This is a genomic window from Arthrobacter sp. UYEF3 (assembly GCF_040546245.1).
GTDB lineage: Bacteria > Actinomycetota > Actinomycetes > Actinomycetales > Micrococcaceae > Arthrobacter.
Map to the genome: position 1 here is coordinate 1 of NZ_JBEPNK010000002.1, position 15463 is coordinate 15463.

Below are 15463 nucleotides of genomic sequence, written 5' to 3' on the forward strand. Positions count from 1 at the left end.
GGGAAACGTTGCACGGAAACCCACAACTACATAACAACACCACCCCTGGACCCGCCCGGTCCAGGACGTTGTAACCACACAAATTTCCCACCCCCGGCCCCACGGCCAGGGCGGTGCGGTAACAGGGTTACGGCGGTCATAGCGTGGGGGAAACGCCCGGTCCCATCCCGAACCCGGAAGCTAAGACCCACAGCGCCGATGGTACTGCACCCGGGAGGGTGTGGGAGAGTAGGTCACCGCCGGAACATCATTAAACGGTCGAGGACCCCAACCACCACGTTGGGGTCCTCCCGCATTTAACCCTAAAATCGTCGGCCGGCATCCTGGCCGGGACCCCTTGTAGAGTTGTTGCTCATGGATAACCTCTTCAGCCACGTTGCGTCAGCTCCGGCACCCGGGCCCTCCGAAGGGCTGGACCCCGTGGTGTTCGCTGTCGTCGTCCCGGGAACCCTTGCGAGGGCGTTCGTGGGTTTCACCGAGCACACGCACCTGTGGTGGCCGCTGGACGGCCACAGTGTCTTCGGCGCTGGTTCCTACGTGGAGTTCGAGGAAAACCTGATTCTGGAAACCGCGGAGGACGGCCGGAGCGCCATCTGGGGATCGATTGACGACTGGCAGCCGCCGTTGTCCTTCCACGCCAGCTGGCACCCCGGTACCCAGGCCCTGTGGTCTACCGAGCTGCGGGTTGCCTTCCGGGCCGTCGACGGCGGCACCGAGGTGCGGTTGGTGCACAACGGCTGGGAGGGCGCCCAAAATCCCGCGGCCACCCGCATGGAGTACCAGGCCGACTGGCCCGGGGTGCTGCAGCGGTTTGTCCGGTTCATGGGAGGTTCTGGTGAGTAGCAGCTACAGGCGCCCCAGGGCGGGTGCCCTAGATTAAATGCCGGCACCAAGGACCGGGGCTGAATGCCGCCGGATTTGACGAAGAACTGGAGAGCGCATGCGCAGCATTGTCGATGAGCTCGTCTCCGTACTCGGTGCGGATAAAGTTTCCGTGGATGAGGCCACTTTGGCCGCATACGCCATGGACCGGGCCCCCGTGCTGGACTATCAACTGCCGGTAGCCGTGGTGCGTGCCGGGTCCGTGGCCGACGTCCAGGCGGCCGTCCGTGCCTGCACGGCCCGCCGGGTGTCGTTGGTGGCCCGAGGCGCCGGAACCGGGCTATCCGGCGGCGCCCACGCCAGTGAGGGCTGCGTGGTGCTGAGTCTGGAACTGATGAACCGCATCCTGGATCTCAACCCGGACGACGAGACCGCCGTCGTCGAACCGGGCGTCATCAACGCCGATCTAAATGCGGCGGCAGCGCTCCACGGACTGATGTACGCTCCGGACCCTGCCAGCTATAAGCTCTCCACCATCGGCGGCAATGTCGCGACCAATGCCGGCGGACTTCGCTGCGCTAAGTACGGCGTCACCCGGGACTCTGTGCTGGCGCTGGACGTTGTGCTCGCGGACGGCACCCTGATCCACACCGGACACCGGACCTTCAAGGGGGTGGCCGGCTACGACCTTACGGGGCTGTTCGTTGGATCCGAGGGAACCCTCGGGATCGTCGTCGGGATTACGGTGCGGCTGAGGTACCTCCCGCGGGAGGTCCACACCATCGCCGCGTTTTACCCGGACTTCCGCAGTGCCGCCGCGGGCGTCCTCACCGTCGGCAACGCGCGGGTGCAGCCGGCCATCATGGAACTGCTTGACGGCGGCTCGCTCGCCCAGCTGGACCGAATCCACGGCTCCGAGCTGGCCTCCCGGGGTGCCTCGCTGTTGCTGATCCAAACGGACGGCTTTGGCGCCGCAGCCGAAGCCGCCGCGATCCGGCCGCTTCTCGCTGCCGGCGGGGCCGTGGTGACCATGGCGGCAAGCGCCGAGGCCGAACAGCTCGTGGAACTGCGCCGCAACAGCCGTGGCGTGGAGGTCGACGACGAATACCGTGTGGGCGAGGACGTGGCGGTGCCCCGGTCCAGGCTGGTGGACTACGTCGCGGAGCTGCAGGCCATGGCCGTGAAGCACGCGGTCCAGCTCAAGGTGGTGGCGCACGCCGGCGACGGCAACCTGCATCCCACCTTTTGGGTGGACCGGACCGGCACTGGCGTGGACGCGGACGCTATGGAGCGCCTCGGCGCAGCCCTGGACGATTCCGTCACCGTGGCCCTCGCGATGGGTGGCACCATCACCGGTGAGCATGGCGTGGGCCAGTACAAGCTGCGCTGGCTCGGCCTGGAGCAGAAGGAACCGGTGCGCGAACTCCAGCGCCGGATCAAGGAGCTCTTCGACCCGGCCGGGATCTTAAACCCCGGGAAGGCGATTTAACCCTGCAGTGCTCGTAACGCCCAACTGACTGGCAGCTAAGGGCGTTTTGGGTGCTCAAAACGGCTTTAACTGTGAGCTAGTTGGGCCGGAGACGGTTAGTCGTCGGAGTCCGGGTATTCCTCGACGGGCTCCTCGTCGCCGCCGTAGCGGGACTCCTCGGTCTCCACCTCGAGGATCTTGAGAAGCCCGGTGTCCGGGTTCAACATGATGGCGGCCTCGTCCCGGCGGTGCCGGAGCTCGGAATCGATGTAGGACTGCACGGCCTCGGCGAGCGGAATGTACCGGTTTTCCTTCTCTGACATGTACCAGCGATGCTCCAGGATCTCGTGCACGGCCTCCGCCGGCTCAAGTTTCCCGGAAAGGTCGCGGGGGATCGAGCGGACAATCGGCTCGAAGATCTGGCTCACCCACAGGTGCGCGCTGTATTCCTCGTCCATGCCGGGATTGTTGTCCGCCCGGAAGGTGTCCATGTCGTTCAGCAGCCGCCGGGCCTGATTTTCCTGGACATCCAGTCCGGTCAGGCGCAAGAGCCGGCGCTGGTGGTGCCCGGCGTCCACCACCTTGGGCTGGAGCTGGATCGTGGACCCGTTTTGAGTGGTCTTAATATTGTATTCCTCGACGTCGAAGCCCAGATCGTTGAGCCGCCGAATGCGCGCAGTCACCCGCCAGCGCTCACCGATCTCGAAGGACTCCTTCGCCGTCAGCTCGGTCCAGAGCCGCCGGTAGCTGTCCATGATGAGCTCACTCGTGGCAACCGGGTCCACCTTCTCCTCGATCAGGCCGCCGTCCAGCAGGTCCATCAGCTCGCCGGCGATGTTGACCCGCGCAATCTCCAGGTCGTACTCCCGCTGCCCCGTGGACAAGTCGGGGTACAACTCGCCGGTCTCGGCATCGACGAGATAGGCGGCGAAGGCGCCGGCGTCGCGGCGGAACAAAGTGTTGGAGAGCGAGACGTCGCCCCAGTAGAAGCCGATCAGGTGCAGGCGGACCAGCAGCAGGGCCTGGGCGTCGATCAGCCGGGTCAGCGTGTCCTTCCGCAGCATCTGGGAAAACAGTGCGCGGTACGGCATGGAGAACTTCAGGTGCCGGGTAACCAGCACTGGGTTCAGCGGCCGTCCGTCCGGGGTGGTCCGTCCGGTGATGACAGCGACCGGTTCCACGCAGGGGACATCCAGCCGGGCGAGCTTACGGAGCATGTGGTACTCGTGCCGGGCAACGTGCTCCGAGGTTTCCTTGATGGCGATCACGGAGCCGCCCAGGTGGGCGAAGCGCACAATATGCCGTGAGATGCCGCGGGGGAGGGCGGCGAGGTATTCCGCCGGCCAGTCCTCCAGTGCGGTGTGCCAGGGCAGGTCCAGCAGTTCGGGCTCCGTCGCTGCGGCCGTGATGCTCAGCGAACTCGCGACACTCTTTTCGTCGTTGCTGGCAGCCACGTACCGGGGCAGCTTGCCGATCTGTCCGTAATCAGTGGGTTCGTCGTGCCACTGGGCACCGTTGTCCTCGGTCATGCGGTTCTCCTCGGTCATGCGGCAATTCTCCCGTACGTGGGCGGATTGCGCCCACCTTCCGCCGGATAACGGCCGACGGCGGCCCTCCCGTGGGAGGACCGCCGTCGGAAACAGCCGGTGGCTGGATCAGCCGGGGATCAGGCGCCCAGGCGCAGGCCGGTCTGGGTGTCGAACAGGTGCACGTGGCCCGACTGCGGCCGGACGCAGATGGACTCGCCCTTCATCGGGGGGCGGCGGCCGTCGACGCGGGCCACGATGTCGTGGCTCTTGCCGTCGAGCGTGGTGTGGCCGTAGACGTAGGCGTCGGCGCCGAGCTCCTCGACGACGTCGACCTCGACCTCGAGGCCTTCGCCCTGCGGCGCGGTCTCGAGGTCCTCGGGACGGGAGCCGAGGGTCACAGTGTTGCCCTTGGTACCCTCGAGGACGTCACGCGGAACCGGGTAGACGGTGCCGCCGAACTGCACGCCGCCGTCGACGACGGGAAGCTCGAGCAGGTTCATCGCGGGGGAGCCGATGAAGCCGGCGACGAAGACGTTTTTCGGCTTGTCGTAGAGGTTGCGCGGGGTGTCCACCTGCATCAGGAGGCCGTCCTTAAGGACGGCGACGCGGTCGCCCATGGTCATGGCCTCGACCTGGTCGTGGGTGACGTAGACGGTGGTGACGCCAAGGCGGCGGGTCAGCGAGGCGATCTGCGTGCGGGTCTGTACGCGGAGCTTGGCATCGAGGTTGGACAGCGGCTCGTCCATGAGGAACACCTGCGGGTTACGCACAATAGCGCGGCCCATGGCAACACGCTGGCGCTGGCCGCCGGAGAGGGCCTTCGGCTTCCGGTCCAGGTACGGCTCGAGATCCAGGAGCTTGGCCGCTTCACGGACCCGCTCGGCGCGCTCTTCCTTGCTGACGCCGGCGATCTTCAGCGCGAAGCCCATGTTGTCCGCGACCGTCATGTGCGGGTACAGGGCGTAGTTCTGGAAAACCATGGCGATGTCCCGGTCCTTCGGCGGAAGGTCGGTGACATCCCGGTCGCCGATCAGGATCCGGCCGGAGTTCACATCCTCAAGGCCCGCGAGCATCCGCAGGGAGGTGGACTTTCCACAGCCGGAGGGTCCAACGAGGACCAGGAACTCGCCGTCAGCGATTTCAATGTTGAGCTTGTCAACAGCGGGCTTCTCTGTGCCCGGGTACAGACGCGTAGCGTTATCAAAAGTAACTGTAGCCACAGTTATCAATCCCTTCACCGGCAGGTACGTGCCGGACGATCCGTAGTGAATGGTTCTTTTTATTCAGTTATGGGTGTCAGTCTCACAAAAGGATGCGCATGCTCCCCGGCCGAAGCCGAGGAGCATCCATGACGCCGCACGGTAGTTGTGCGCCACATCACATACAGAGTATGTCAGACATTTAACTTTTGCGGAAAACGGTTACAGATCCCACAGGTGAGGCTCCTTACCTTTGCCCCCCGGCGGCCCGCCGCCGCCAGCCGAACCTAGGCGCCAACGGCTATCGTCCGTTCGCGCAGCAGCGCCTCCAGCAGTTCGGAGATGTGCGCGGGCGCTTCCACCCGAAACTCGGCCCGGGTGAAGTCCAGACCCACCTTCACGCCCAGGTCCCCGCGGACCAGGCTGCCCAAAGCGTCCTCGTCGGTGGTGTCGTCGCCGGCGAAGACGACGACGGTGGCCCCGGTAGACTGCCGCAGGAACGCGACGCCGTCGCCCTTGGAGGCGTGCACCACGGAGGTCTCCAGCACCCGGTTTCCGGTCTTGAGGAAAACCCCGGGGCGGTCCTGGAGAGCGGCCTTCGCGGCGGCCACAGCATCCTCGGCGACGTCGTCCGCCGCCAGCCGGGTATGCAGCACGACGCCGGCCGGCTTGTCCTCGAGGAGAGTGCCGGGAGCGACGTCGACAATCTCGGCCAGCTGCTGCCGCACCTGCGCCAGCAGCTCCCGCTGGCCGTCGTCGAGCTGAAGTTCGGCGGAGCCCGGCCCCATCCAGACCTCAGCGCCGTGGCTGCCAATCAGCAGGGTCTGCTCCGGCGGCGAGGCGACCGCCCGCAGGCTGTCCAGGGCCCGGCCCGAGATGAGCGCCGTCGTCGTTCGCGGCAGCTCAGCGAGGGCAGCGAACGCGGCGGCTGAGCGGGGGAGCGCCCGGGAGTCCGCCGCGTGGTCCACCAGCGGGGCCATGGTGCCGTCGAAATCCATCGCCACCAACAGCTGCTCCGTGCCGGCGACGCGGTGCACGGCCGCCAGCAGCTCCGGGGACAGTGAAAGCCCATCCCCGGCGGGGCTGGCCTCAGGAGTCATCGCGGACCACCTTTTCCTGCAGCGCCCGGAGGAAATCGGCGGACCAGAGGTCGACGTCGTGGTCCAGGATCTGCTTGCGCATCGCGCGCATCCGGCGTGCGGCCTCGGCGGGCTGCATGTTGACCGCCCGCATGATGGTGTCCTTGAGTCCGTCGATGTCGTGCGGGTTCATCAGGAGCGCCTGTTTGAGCTGGTCCGCGGCTCCGGCGAATTCGCTGAGTACCAGGGCACCGTCGTTGCTGGTCCGCGCCGTGACGTATTCCTTGGCGACCAGGTTCATGCCGTCGCGCAGAGCGGTGACGAGCATGACGTCCGCCGCCAGGTAAAGGGCGACCATTTCCTCGATCGGGTAGCTGTGGTGCAGGTAGCGGACTGCGGTGTTCTGCATCGTGTCGTAGGTGCCGTTGATGTGGCCGACCGTTCCCTCGACTTCCTCGCGCAGCAGGCGGTATTGTTCGACGCGCTCGCGGCTGGGGCTGGCCACCTGGATCAGGGAGGCGTCTTCCACCGTGACCTTGCCGTCCTGCAGGAGTTCCTCATAGGCCTTCAGCCGGTGCCGGATGCCCTTGGTGTAGTCCAGCCGGTCCACGCCCAGCAGGATGGTCTTAGGATTGCCAAGGTCGCGACGGATCTGCCGGGCCCGCTCGATGATCTCCGGCTTCCGCGCCAGTTCAGTGATCTGCTTGACGTCGATGGAGATCGGAAAGGCCTGGGCACGGGCAATGTGGGTGGTTTGGCCGTCAGGACCCTTGACATGGACCTGCTGCCGCTTGACGCTGGCTCCGAGGAAGCGGCGGGCGGAGCGCATGAAGTTGCCGGCGTCGCTGCTGCGCTGGAAGCCCACCAGATCTGCGCCCAGCAGGCCGTCGATGATCGCGTGGCGCCACGGCAGCTGCGCGAAAATCTCCGGCGGCGGGAAGGGAATGTGGTTGAAGAAGCCGATCTTGAGGTCCGGGCGCGCCTCGCGAAGCATCCTGGGCACGAGCTGGAGCTGGTAGTCCTGCACCCAGACGGTGGCGCCCTCGGCGGCGTGGCGGACGACGGCGTCGGCGAACCGTTTGTTGACCTTGCGGTACGAGTCCCACCAGGCACGGTGGAATTCCGGCGGCGCGATCACGTCGTGATAAAGCGGCCAGAGGGTGGCGTTGGAGAAGCCCTCATAAAACAGCTCGATGTCCCGCGTACTGAGCTGGACCGGGACGAGGTCGATGCCGCGGTGGCTGAACGGCTCGAGGTGTTCATCGGGGGCGCCGTGCCAGCCCACCCAGGCGCCGTCGGTCTTGGTCATCATCGGTGCAAGCGCCGTTACCAGGCCACCTGGTGAGCGGCGCCAGCCGTCTTCGCAGCCGGGCTCATCAGCGGAGCAGCGGTCCACGGGCAGGCGGTTGGACACGACCATGAAGTCGAAGGTCGCGGTCTGGTGTGCAGTGTCGTGCCCGGCGCGGTCGTGCTCGGCGCGCGGCTCGACGTCCTGCCCGGCATCCGTTTCTACGTCCTGCTCGGCGCGCTGCTCGGCGCGCTCGGTTGCTTGCATTTGGTGCCCCCTGGGATCGCTGATGGCTCTCATCCACCCTAGCGGGGCGGAATCTTCTGTGCTATCCGTCCGTTGGGCATACCGATGAAACTTGAAAGCGCAAGCTCCCGGGTTTCTCCCCTAAAATGGTGGAGTTGCCACCAAGTGGACCATTCAGGCCGATCAACACGAGGAATCAATGAGCCCCGCAAACGAACCCCGACAGTCTAAGGCAGAGCGCACTGCCGCGGCGCGTGAGAAAGCCCGTGAAATCCGCGCGGCGCAGCTGAAAAAGGACAAGCGCACCAAGCGGCTGATCGGCTGGGGCATTGTTGTCGCCGTCGTCGCCATCATCGCGATCGTTGCGCTGGTGGTCACATCCAACATCAAGAACAGCGCTCCGATTGCCGACTCCGGTCCGACGCCGGCAAACGGCAACGTGCACGGCGGCGTCACTTTGCTCGCCAACACCGAGGTGGTGAAGTCAGCCCCGGCCACGATCAATCTCGCGGACCTGCCTTCGGCGCCCGCCACGCCTCCGGCGCAGATCAAGGTTCCCGGTGCCGACGCGGAGGCCGGCAAACCGGTCAAGGTGGTCCTCTACATCGACTTCATCTGCCCGGTGTGCAAGAACTTCGAGACCCAGTACAACCCCACGCTCACCAAGCTGCGCAACGACGGCAAGATCACTGTCGAATACCGGCCGCTGGGCTTCCTGGACAGAAGTTCCAGCACCAACTACTCGTCCCGGGCAGCCAACGCCGCTGCCTGCGTGGTGAACGAATCCCCGGAGAAGTACTCGGACTTCGTCGACGCGCTCTTTGCCAAGCAGCCCGCCGAGGGCAGCGCCGGCCTTTCCGACAACGAACTGAAGAAGCTGGCCACTGACACCGGGGCCAAGAACATCGACCAGTGCGTGGATGACAAGACCTACCGGCCGTACGTGAAATACGCGACGCAGGAGGCAGCGGCGATCGGGGTTACCGGAACGCCCACCGTCTTCGTCGAGGGCAAGCAGTGGGGCACCGGCGACAGCGCCAAGACCCCGTTCGACCAGTTCCTGCAGGCCGCGGTGGACGCCAAGAAGTAGCACCTCGCCCGCGGAAGCAGCCCGGCTCCGGTTACGTCCGGGGCCGGGCTGCTTTTTTGTGCCACTTTTTACCGGCAGGCCTCCGTGGGCTACCCTTATCTAGCGCCCCGCGTCCGGCCCTTTCAAAGCCGGACGACGACGGCGCGGATTGCCTCCTTAGCTCAGTTGGCCAGAGCACCGCTCTTGTAAAGCGGGGGTCGTCGGTTCGAATCCGACAGGGGGCCCAGAAAGCCCTCCGCTCCCGCGATTTTGCCCGGAACGGAGGGGTTTCGTGCACGACACGCTTTGGATGTGCACTACGGGCCTAAACCAAATGACGGCGGGTACGCACATGAAAACCACCGCAGTCGCGGCCCGGGCGGTTTGGTCCGCGGTCGCAGGGGCCAGCCTGATCCTGCTTTGCCTAGGTCTGGGCCAGAAGCTCTACGTGGGGTCCGTCCCGGACGCATTTACGCGCGACCAGGCCGGCAACACCCTCATCCTGGCCGGGGCAGCAGCGGGGTTTGCGGCTGCCGGCTGGTCCCGCTACCGGGGTGACCGGGTGTGGATGACCAGCCTGGTCGCAGTCCCGGCCGTCGTCATCGGCGGGCTCAATCTGGTTGCTGGTTACAGTTTGCTGCCACACCTAAGCGCCCTCGTGGCTGTGCCGCTCGGGCTGGCCGGGATCATCGGGGGAATGACGGCCCGTCTGCGCTAGCCGGGACCGACTCCTCCACGCGGAATGTCTGTCATGCTGACGCCAACCGCAACGGGGCCAATACCGTACGGAACATGGGCGCCGGGCAATGATCCGCAGTAGCTGACAGCGGCACGCTTGCGACAAGCTTTTGAACAAAACTGTCGGGAAGCCCCGGTGTACGACTTCGACATCAACAGTCACAAAACCGCTGGTCAGGGCCGGATGCGAAAAGCCGGTCCGGTCATCACCGGGATGACCGCACCGGCTTTCTAGCGCCGAAACGAGCATCTAAGGAACCCGGCCATAACCGCACCGCGAAACGGCACCTTCACAAAGTGCCCTAACCGTCCGGGACTAATCCGGTGACTTTTGCAGTTGTGCACTGGGACGCGGGAAACCGGGTCGGCGCGCAACGCGCTTTTGGCGACGACGGGAGCATGATCACGTGACAACAACGACTGCCGAGGGAGTCGGCTTCCGCTCCCGGCGGGGACCCGTTCTCATCGCCCTGATGCTTTCGACCGGATTGGTGGCAATAGACTCGACGATTGTCGCGACGGCAGTGCCCTCGATCGTGGCTGACGTCGGCGGGTTCACGTCCTTCCCGTGGCTTTTCTCGGCCTATCTGCTGGCGCAGGCCGTGTCCGTGCCGGTCTACGCGAAGCTCTCCGACGTTGTTGGCCGCAAGCCGATCATCCTCATCGGCATCGGTCTATTCTTGCTCGGCTCGATCCTCTGCGGAGTGGCCTGGAGCATGCCGGCCCTCATCGCGTTCCGGGTGCTGCAGGGCCTCGGCGCGGGAGCCGTTCAGCCGGTGGCGATCACCATTGCCGGCGACATCTACACGCTGACTGAGCGTGCGAAGGTCCAGGGCTACTTGGCGAGCGTTTGGGCGATCTCCTCAGTGGTTGGCCCGACGCTCGGCGGCGTGTTCTCCACACTGGGCATCTGGCGCGGGATCTTCTTCGTGAACATCCCGCTGTGCCTGCTGGCGGGCTGGATGCTGACGCGATCGTTCCATGAGAGTGTCGAGCGAGCGAAGCACCGGATCGACTACCTGGGCGCCGGACTGCTGACCGTCTCGCTCAGCCTGATCATCCTTGGGGCCCTCGAGGGCGGCCAGGCCTGGGCCTGGAACTCCGCCATCAGCATCGCCGTCTTTGCGGTCGGAGCAGTCTTGTTCGCCGCGTTCCTCGTCGTCGAGCGGCGGGCGGCGGAGCCCGTGCTGCCGCCGTGGGTCGTGTCGAGGCGGTTGCTGGCGACGACGGCGATGGTTTCCTTCGGCGTCGGGGCCGTCATGCTCGGCCTCACGTCCTACGTCCCCACGTTCCTCGAGGGAGCCCTCTCGACCTCCCCGATCCTGGCCGGCCTCGCCCTGGCGGCTTTGACCATCGGGTGGCCGATTAGTGCGTCCCAATCGGGCCGGTTCTATCTTCGGATCGGGTTCCGGAGGACCGCGCTGATCGGCGTCACGGTCACGGTCATTGGCACTGCCTTGCTTGCGTTGACCGCTTCCTCACCCAACATTTTGTTGGTGGCGGCGGGCTGCTTCACCGTCGGGCTGGGTCTTGGACTGGTGGCGACCCCGAGCCTGATTGCCGCCCAATCCAGTGTCGAATGGAATGAGCGCGGCGTGGTCACGGGGACGAATCTTTTTGCCCGGTCCATAGGCAGTTCAATCGGTGTAGCCGTTTTCGGGGCGGTGGCCAACGCGATCTACGCCGGTAACCCGGGCGGCGAAACTGATCCGCACACGATCGTGTCTGCCTCCGGCGCCGTGTTCCTGGCGGTTCTGGCCGGTGCCCTGCTCACCGTGGCCGCCGTCATCGCTATGCCCGCCATGGCCGGCCAGACCGCCACCCGGGTGCCGGCCGCGAACTCCGGTGCGGCGTCAACTTAGGTTCTCCCCCAGGACGGGGCCAGGGGACAGTATTTAGACGGCAAGCAATTCAGCCACGTAGTGGAGCTGCTTGACCCAGTGGTGTTCCTGGCCGCCCTCGTGGTTGTTGAAGCGGTAGACCTCCACGGACTTGGCGGGAACGGGCTGTGGGTTCCAGGCTGGGGCCCCGGCTGTGCCAGGGCCTCCCGCGCCCGAACCGTAGGCGTTGTAGGCGGCAAAGACCGTTGACGGCGGGCAGACATCGTCCATGAGTGCCACGGAGAACAGCGCGGGCGCCGTTGCCCGCCGGCCCAGATGGACGCCGTCGAAGTAGTTCAGCACGGCCAGGGCGGCCTCGTAGCGGTCCCGGTGGCGGGAGAGAAAGCCTGCAATTTCCGTGTAAGGCCCGCGCGGGGCCAGATCAATGGCACGGGGAAAATCCTGCAGGAACGGCACGTCGGCCATGGTGCCGAGGATGCCGTCCAGGCGTCCCGCGGCCAAGCCGGCGGCTGCGACGGCCAAGCCTCCACCCTGGCTGATGCCGGTAAGGAGCACCTTCGCGGCATCCACCTCGGGATGGCTCTGCGCAGCTTCGATCGCCCGGAAGGCGTCGATGAACACGCGGCGGTAGTAGTAGTCCTCCCTGCCGGAAATGCCGCGCGTCATCAGCCCGGCATAGGACACCTCACCGGCCGACAGGTGCGGGTCCGCAGTGTCGCCCAAAATACCGCCGTAGCCCTGGCCCCGGGTGTCCATGATGAAGTGCGCATATCCGGCCTGCGCCCATTTGGTGTCCTGTTGGACCAGGCCGCGGCCGCCCGAATAGCCAACGTACTGGACCACCGCGGGAAGTGCGCTGCCGGCATCCCGGTTGGCCGGAAGATGCAGCCAGCCCTTGATCCGGGCCCCGCCGAACCCGGCGAAGCAGACATCAAAACTGTCGATCACGCGCAGCTGGTTTTCGACCGGCGTGTAGACGGCATCGAGGGGAAATTCACGGGCCTCGGCAACGGTCTCCGTCCAGAACTCGTCGAAGTCCAGGGGCTCGACTGCGGCTGAGCTGTACGCACGCAGTTGGTCCAACGGCATGTCAAACAAGGGCATGGCGGTCTCCGGGTTGTGGCGGACGTTCGATAGGTGATCCTACGTCCCGCCTAAAAATTGTGGGACACTTCCATGAAATCTTGACGCATGGCCCTGGGTTTGAAACAAGTTTTTCTCAACACTAGGACAAAGGACGTCCCATCTCCGCTAGGATGATGGAGACTAGCTGCCGCGTCCAGAAGCGCGGGCGAAGGAGATGACGTGTCAGTAGCACCGCAGGGAGTGTCGTCTGCCCGGTATAGCGCACAAATCCGTTCCCATGCCCTCCAGACCAGGATTATGGACCTGATCCTTGAGCAGGGACTGGACGTGGGCGACTCCCTCCCGACCGAAGGTGAGCTTTCCGCGGTCCTTGGAGTAGGCCGAAACACCGTCCGGGAATCCCTCAAAGTCCTGCAGGCCCTGGGCGTGATTGAAATCCGCCATGGCTTCGGAACCTTCGTGGCCCCCAACAACTTCAGCGCGCTGACCGACGGGCTGGTCTTCCGCGGGCGGCTGTCCCTGCGGCACCGTGGCGAGGAAGCCATGGAACTCGTCGACGTGCGGCAGGCCCTGGAGTCGGGACTCATCGGCCCGGCTATCGATCTGGTGACGGCCGAACAGCTCGGCGACCTCCGCGCCGTCATGGAAGCCATGGAAAAGGCCGCCGCGGTGGGAGAGCCGTTGACCGAGCTCGACGCCGAATTCCACCGCCGACTCTATGCGCCCTTGAACAACGAGCTGCTGATGAACCTCATGGATGTGTTCTGGAAGGTGTACCGGCAGATCCATCAGGCCCTCGGCGCCGCTCCGATGAACCTCGCGGACCAGGTCCGCATTCATTGGGAGATTTATGAGGCGGTGGCGGACAAGGATAAGACCGTGGCAGCCGAACGCCTTCAGCGGCACTTCGACGGCATCCGCCAAAAGCTCAGGGAAGTCGCTGCCCGGTAAGCCCGGTAAGCCCGGAACGGCCTGGGTGCCGCTCCCCGCCCGGAACCAATTCGTCCCAGAAAGTGTTTCCATGGACTTGTTTGTAGTGCCCGACGCCGCCTCAACGGGCGCCATTGCTGCCGGTATCGTGGCGGCCGTCATCCGGAGCAAGCCGGATGCTGTCATCGGCCTGGCGACCGGGGGCTCTCCGCTCCCTGTGTACGCTGCGTTGGCTGCCCACCGGCTGGACATGTCCGGTATCCGGGGCTTCGCCCTGGACGAGTACGTGGGCCTGCCGGCCGGCCACCCGCAAAGCTACGCCGAGGTGATCCGCCGGGAAGTGACGGAACGGCTGCACCTGGACCCGGCGAAGGTCTCCGTCCCCGCAGGCGCCGCTGAGGACCCCGAGCGCGCAGCCGCGGCTTATGATGCCGCGATCGCGCAAGCCGGCGGGATCGACGTGCAGATTCTCGGCATCGGCCACAACGGACATGTGGCGTTCAACGAACCCGGCTCCGCCCTGGACTCCCGCACCCGCGTTGAAGCCCTTACGGAGCGCACACGGCAGGCCAACGCCCGCTACTTCGCCTCGCCCGACGACGTCCCGGACCGCTGCATCACCCAGGGCCTGGGCACCATTCTCGAAGCGCGCCAGCTGCTGCTGGTGGTCAGCGGGGCAGATAAGGCCGACATTCTGTTCACGGCACTAAACGGTCCGGTCACGACGGACTGCCCGGCCTCGGTTCTCCAGTTGCACCCGCACGTGACTGTCGTCGCGGACGAAGCTGCCGCCGCGCGGCTCGGTGCCCGCGCCTCGGCCGGCGCCACCCCGGTGGCCGTGCGCTCGCAGGCCGCCGGCGTCTGACAGAGGTTCAGGGCCGGCCAAGTACCCGGCCGGCGCGCAGCACGGTGACAAGGCGGAAATCGCTGTCAACGGCAACGATGTCCGCCCGGATCCCCGCCGTCAGGCTCCCGATCCCGGCCTCGAGCCCCAGCAGTTTCGCCGGCACCGCCGTCGCTGACTGAACCGCGTCGGCGGGGCTGATTCCCGCGTCGATGGTCCTGCGGACAACTTCCAGCAGGGTGGCGGTGCCGCCGGCGAGGGCGCCGTTGCTCCGCAAGCTAGCGACGCCGTCGTGCACCACCACGGCGGAGGGCCCGAGCTCGTAGTCGCCGTCGGGCAGCCCGGTTGCCGCCATCGAATCCGTCACGAGGACGACGTTCTCTGCTCCGACCAGCTCGAACACCATCCGGACCGTCTCCGGGTCCAGGTGGACGCCGTCGCCGATGAGTTCCACGGCCACCGTGCCGGCGCGGGCCAGCCGCAGGCACGCCGCGACGGGGCCCGGGTTCCGCTGGTGCAGCGGGGGCATGCCATTAAATAGATGCGTGACCGTTGGCCGGGTAGTCGCGCCGGGGCTGGCCGGGCCGGCCGGGCTGGCCGGGCCGGCCGGGCTGGCCGGGTCTGCCGGGTGTCGGGCAACCAGGGACTCCGCTGCCTCGGTCAGTGACGCCGCGGCGGTGTGTGCGTCCGCGTCCGTGTGGCCAAGGGAGGGGACGATTCCATGCGCGGCGAGCGTGGTGACGAGCTCACGCGCACCGGGCAACTCAGGGGCGTAGGTCATGGTTTTCAAGGTTCCGTCGGCCGCCAGCAGCAGTTCGTCGAGCAGCGCCGGATCGGGGGAGCGGAGCCAGTGCGGGTTCTGCGCGCCACAGCGCGCGTGGGACAGGAAGGGGCCCTCGGAGTGGATCCCAGCGATCAGCCCCTCGACGGCCAGGGGCCTGAGGATGGCCAGGGACTTCAGCAGGTCCTCACGTGAGGCCGTGACAAGACTCGCCAGCAAGGTGGTGGTGCCGCTGCGGTGCAGGAAGTCGACGGCGGTCCGGCAGGCCTGGCCGTCACCGGTGGGAAAGTCCCCGCCGGCCGCGCCGTGGCAGTGGAGGTCGATCAGGCCGGGCAGGATCGAACTGCCTGGCGGCAGGGGGATTTCCTCGGCCCGGGCGAAATCCGCGGCTCGGTAGCCACTCCTCGGCCCGGCGTAGGCGATCCGGCCCTCGCTGACGGCCACCACGGAGTCTGCGTGGACGTGGCCGTCCGAGATCATGGCGCCGGACAGCAAATACGCCGCAGTGTTGGACGTTCCGCGCGGGGCCGGGGTCTGCATGGT

General features: G+C 66.2%; 13 protein-coding genes, 1 tRNA gene and 1 rRNA gene. 9 read left to right on the forward strand and 6 right to left on the reverse strand.

Annotated features, from left to right (window positions below):
• The first annotated feature begins 128 nt into the window (after window positions 1-128).
• From rrf to ABIB14_RS01435, 3 genes are all read left to right on the forward strand, one after another.
• Window positions 129-245: ribosomal RNA gene (rrf, locus tag ABIB14_RS01425) — 5S ribosomal RNA — on the forward strand.
• A gap of 109 nt (window positions 246-354) precedes the next feature.
• The gene (locus ABIB14_RS01430; RefSeq protein ID WP_354233549.1) at window positions 355-843 is read left to right on the forward strand and encodes an SRPBCC family protein; all 489 of its coding nucleotides are present in this window, start codon (window positions 355-357) and stop codon (window positions 841-843) included.
• A gap of 97 nt (window positions 844-940) precedes the next feature.
• On the forward strand, window positions 941-2311 hold the full coding sequence (locus tag ABIB14_RS01435; protein ID WP_354233550.1) for an FAD-binding oxidoreductase: 1371 nt from the start codon (window positions 941-943) through the stop codon (window positions 2309-2311).
• 95 nt (window positions 2312-2406) lie between these two features.
• Here the strand turns inward: ABIB14_RS01435 and ABIB14_RS01440 are convergent, their stop codons facing one another.
• From ABIB14_RS01440 to ABIB14_RS01455, 4 genes are all read right to left on the reverse strand, one after another.
• Window positions 2407-3819: a DUF4032 domain-containing protein gene (locus ABIB14_RS01440; protein WP_354233831.1), complete on the reverse strand. Its 1413-nt coding sequence runs from the start codon at window positions 3817-3819 to the stop codon at window positions 2407-2409.
• Window positions 3820-3956: 137 nt separating this feature from the next.
• Window positions 3957-5039 (reverse strand): ABC transporter ATP-binding protein, encoded by a 1083-nt coding sequence (locus tag ABIB14_RS01445; protein ID WP_354233551.1) that lies wholly within the window; start codon window positions 5037-5039, stop codon window positions 3957-3959.
• A gap of 266 nt (window positions 5040-5305) precedes the next feature.
• Window positions 5306-6118, reverse strand: a complete 813-nt coding sequence (gene otsB / locus ABIB14_RS01450; RefSeq protein ID WP_354233552.1) for a trehalose-phosphatase — start codon at window positions 6116-6118, stop codon at window positions 5306-5308.
• A complete protein-coding gene (locus ABIB14_RS01455) occupies window positions 6108-7517 on the reverse strand; it encodes an alpha,alpha-trehalose-phosphate synthase (UDP-forming) (RefSeq protein ID WP_354233833.1) in 1410 nt (469 codons plus the stop codon). Before ABIB14_RS01455 ends, otsB begins: the two co-directional genes overlap by 11 nt.
• 313 nt (window positions 7518-7830) lie before the next feature.
• Here ABIB14_RS01455 and ABIB14_RS01460 point away from each other — a divergent pair, with 313 nt between their 5' ends.
• The 4 genes from ABIB14_RS01460 to ABIB14_RS01475 all read left to right on the forward strand — a co-directional run bounded on the left by ABIB14_RS01460 (window position 7831) and on the right by ABIB14_RS01475 (window position 11300).
• Complete coding sequence (locus ABIB14_RS01460; RefSeq protein WP_354233554.1) at window positions 7831-8721, forward strand: DsbA family protein; 891 nt, start codon at window positions 7831-7833, stop codon at window positions 8719-8721.
• 150 nt (window positions 8722-8871) lie between these two features.
• Window positions 8872-8945 (forward strand) — tRNA-Thr (locus ABIB14_RS01465).
• A gap of 107 nt (window positions 8946-9052) precedes the next feature.
• Complete coding sequence (locus tag ABIB14_RS01470; RefSeq protein WP_354233555.1) at window positions 9053-9418, forward strand: hypothetical protein; 366 nt, start codon at window positions 9053-9055, stop codon at window positions 9416-9418.
• 427 nt (window positions 9419-9845) lie between these two features.
• The gene (locus tag ABIB14_RS01475) at window positions 9846-11300 is read left to right on the forward strand and encodes an MFS transporter (RefSeq protein WP_354233556.1); all 1455 of its coding nucleotides are present in this window, start codon (window positions 9846-9848) and stop codon (window positions 11298-11300) included.
• Between the two features lie 33 nt (window positions 11301-11333).
• Here ABIB14_RS01475 and ABIB14_RS01480 read toward each other — a convergent pair whose 3' ends face one another.
• Window positions 11334-12383, reverse strand: a complete 1050-nt coding sequence (locus tag ABIB14_RS01480) for an acetylxylan esterase (protein WP_354233557.1) — start codon at window positions 12381-12383, stop codon at window positions 11334-11336.
• Between the two features lie 201 nt (window positions 12384-12584).
• On the opposite strand from ABIB14_RS01480, the gene ABIB14_RS01485 reads away from it, so the two are divergent.
• Window positions 12585-13316 (forward strand): FadR/GntR family transcriptional regulator, encoded by a 732-nt coding sequence (locus ABIB14_RS01485; RefSeq protein WP_354233558.1) that lies wholly within the window; start codon window positions 12585-12587, stop codon window positions 13314-13316.
• 70 nt (window positions 13317-13386) lie between these two features.
• Window positions 13387-14160: a glucosamine-6-phosphate deaminase gene (locus ABIB14_RS01490; RefSeq protein WP_354233560.1), complete on the forward strand. Its 774-nt coding sequence runs from the start codon at window positions 13387-13389 to the stop codon at window positions 14158-14160.
• A gap of 7 nt (window positions 14161-14167) precedes the next feature.
• Here ABIB14_RS01490 and ABIB14_RS01495 read toward each other — a convergent pair whose 3' ends face one another.
• On the reverse strand, window positions 14168-15460 hold the full coding sequence (locus ABIB14_RS01495; protein ID WP_354233561.1) for an N-acetylglucosamine-6-phosphate deacetylase: 1293 nt from the start codon (window positions 15458-15460) through the stop codon (window positions 14168-14170).
• Window positions 15461-15463 lie beyond the last annotated feature (3 nt).

Coding starts and splice junctions, on each gene's coding strand:
- ABIB14_RS01430 (WP_354233549.1), top strand. CDS start 355: ATGGATAACCTCTTCAGCCACGTTGCGTCAGCTCCGGCACCCGGGCCC.
- ABIB14_RS01435 (WP_354233550.1), top strand. CDS start 941: ATGCGCAGCATTGTCGATGAGCTCGTCTCCGTACTCGGTGCGGATAAA.
- ABIB14_RS01440 (WP_354233831.1), bottom strand. CDS start 3,819: ATGACCGAGGACAACGGTGCCCAGTGGCACGACGAACCCACTGATTAC.
- otsB (WP_354233552.1), bottom strand. CDS start 6,118: ATGACTCCTGAGGCCAGCCCCGCCGGGGATGGGCTTTCACTGTCCCCG.
- ABIB14_RS01455 (WP_354233833.1), bottom strand. CDS start 7,517: ATGGTCGTGTCCAACCGCCTGCCCGTGGACCGCTGCTCCGCTGATGAG.
- ABIB14_RS01460 (WP_354233554.1), top strand. CDS start 7,831: ATGAGCCCCGCAAACGAACCCCGACAGTCTAAGGCAGAGCGCACTGCC.
- ABIB14_RS01470 (WP_354233555.1), top strand. CDS start 9,053: ATGAAAACCACCGCAGTCGCGGCCCGGGCGGTTTGGTCCGCGGTCGCA.
- ABIB14_RS01480 (WP_354233557.1), bottom strand. CDS start 12,383: ATGCCCTTGTTTGACATGCCGTTGGACCAACTGCGTGCGTACAGCTCA.
- ABIB14_RS01490 (WP_354233560.1), top strand. CDS start 13,387: ATGGACTTGTTTGTAGTGCCCGACGCCGCCTCAACGGGCGCCATTGCT.
- ABIB14_RS01495 (WP_354233561.1), bottom strand. CDS start 15,460: ATGCAGACCCCGGCCCCGCGCGGAACGTCCAACACTGCGGCGTATTTG.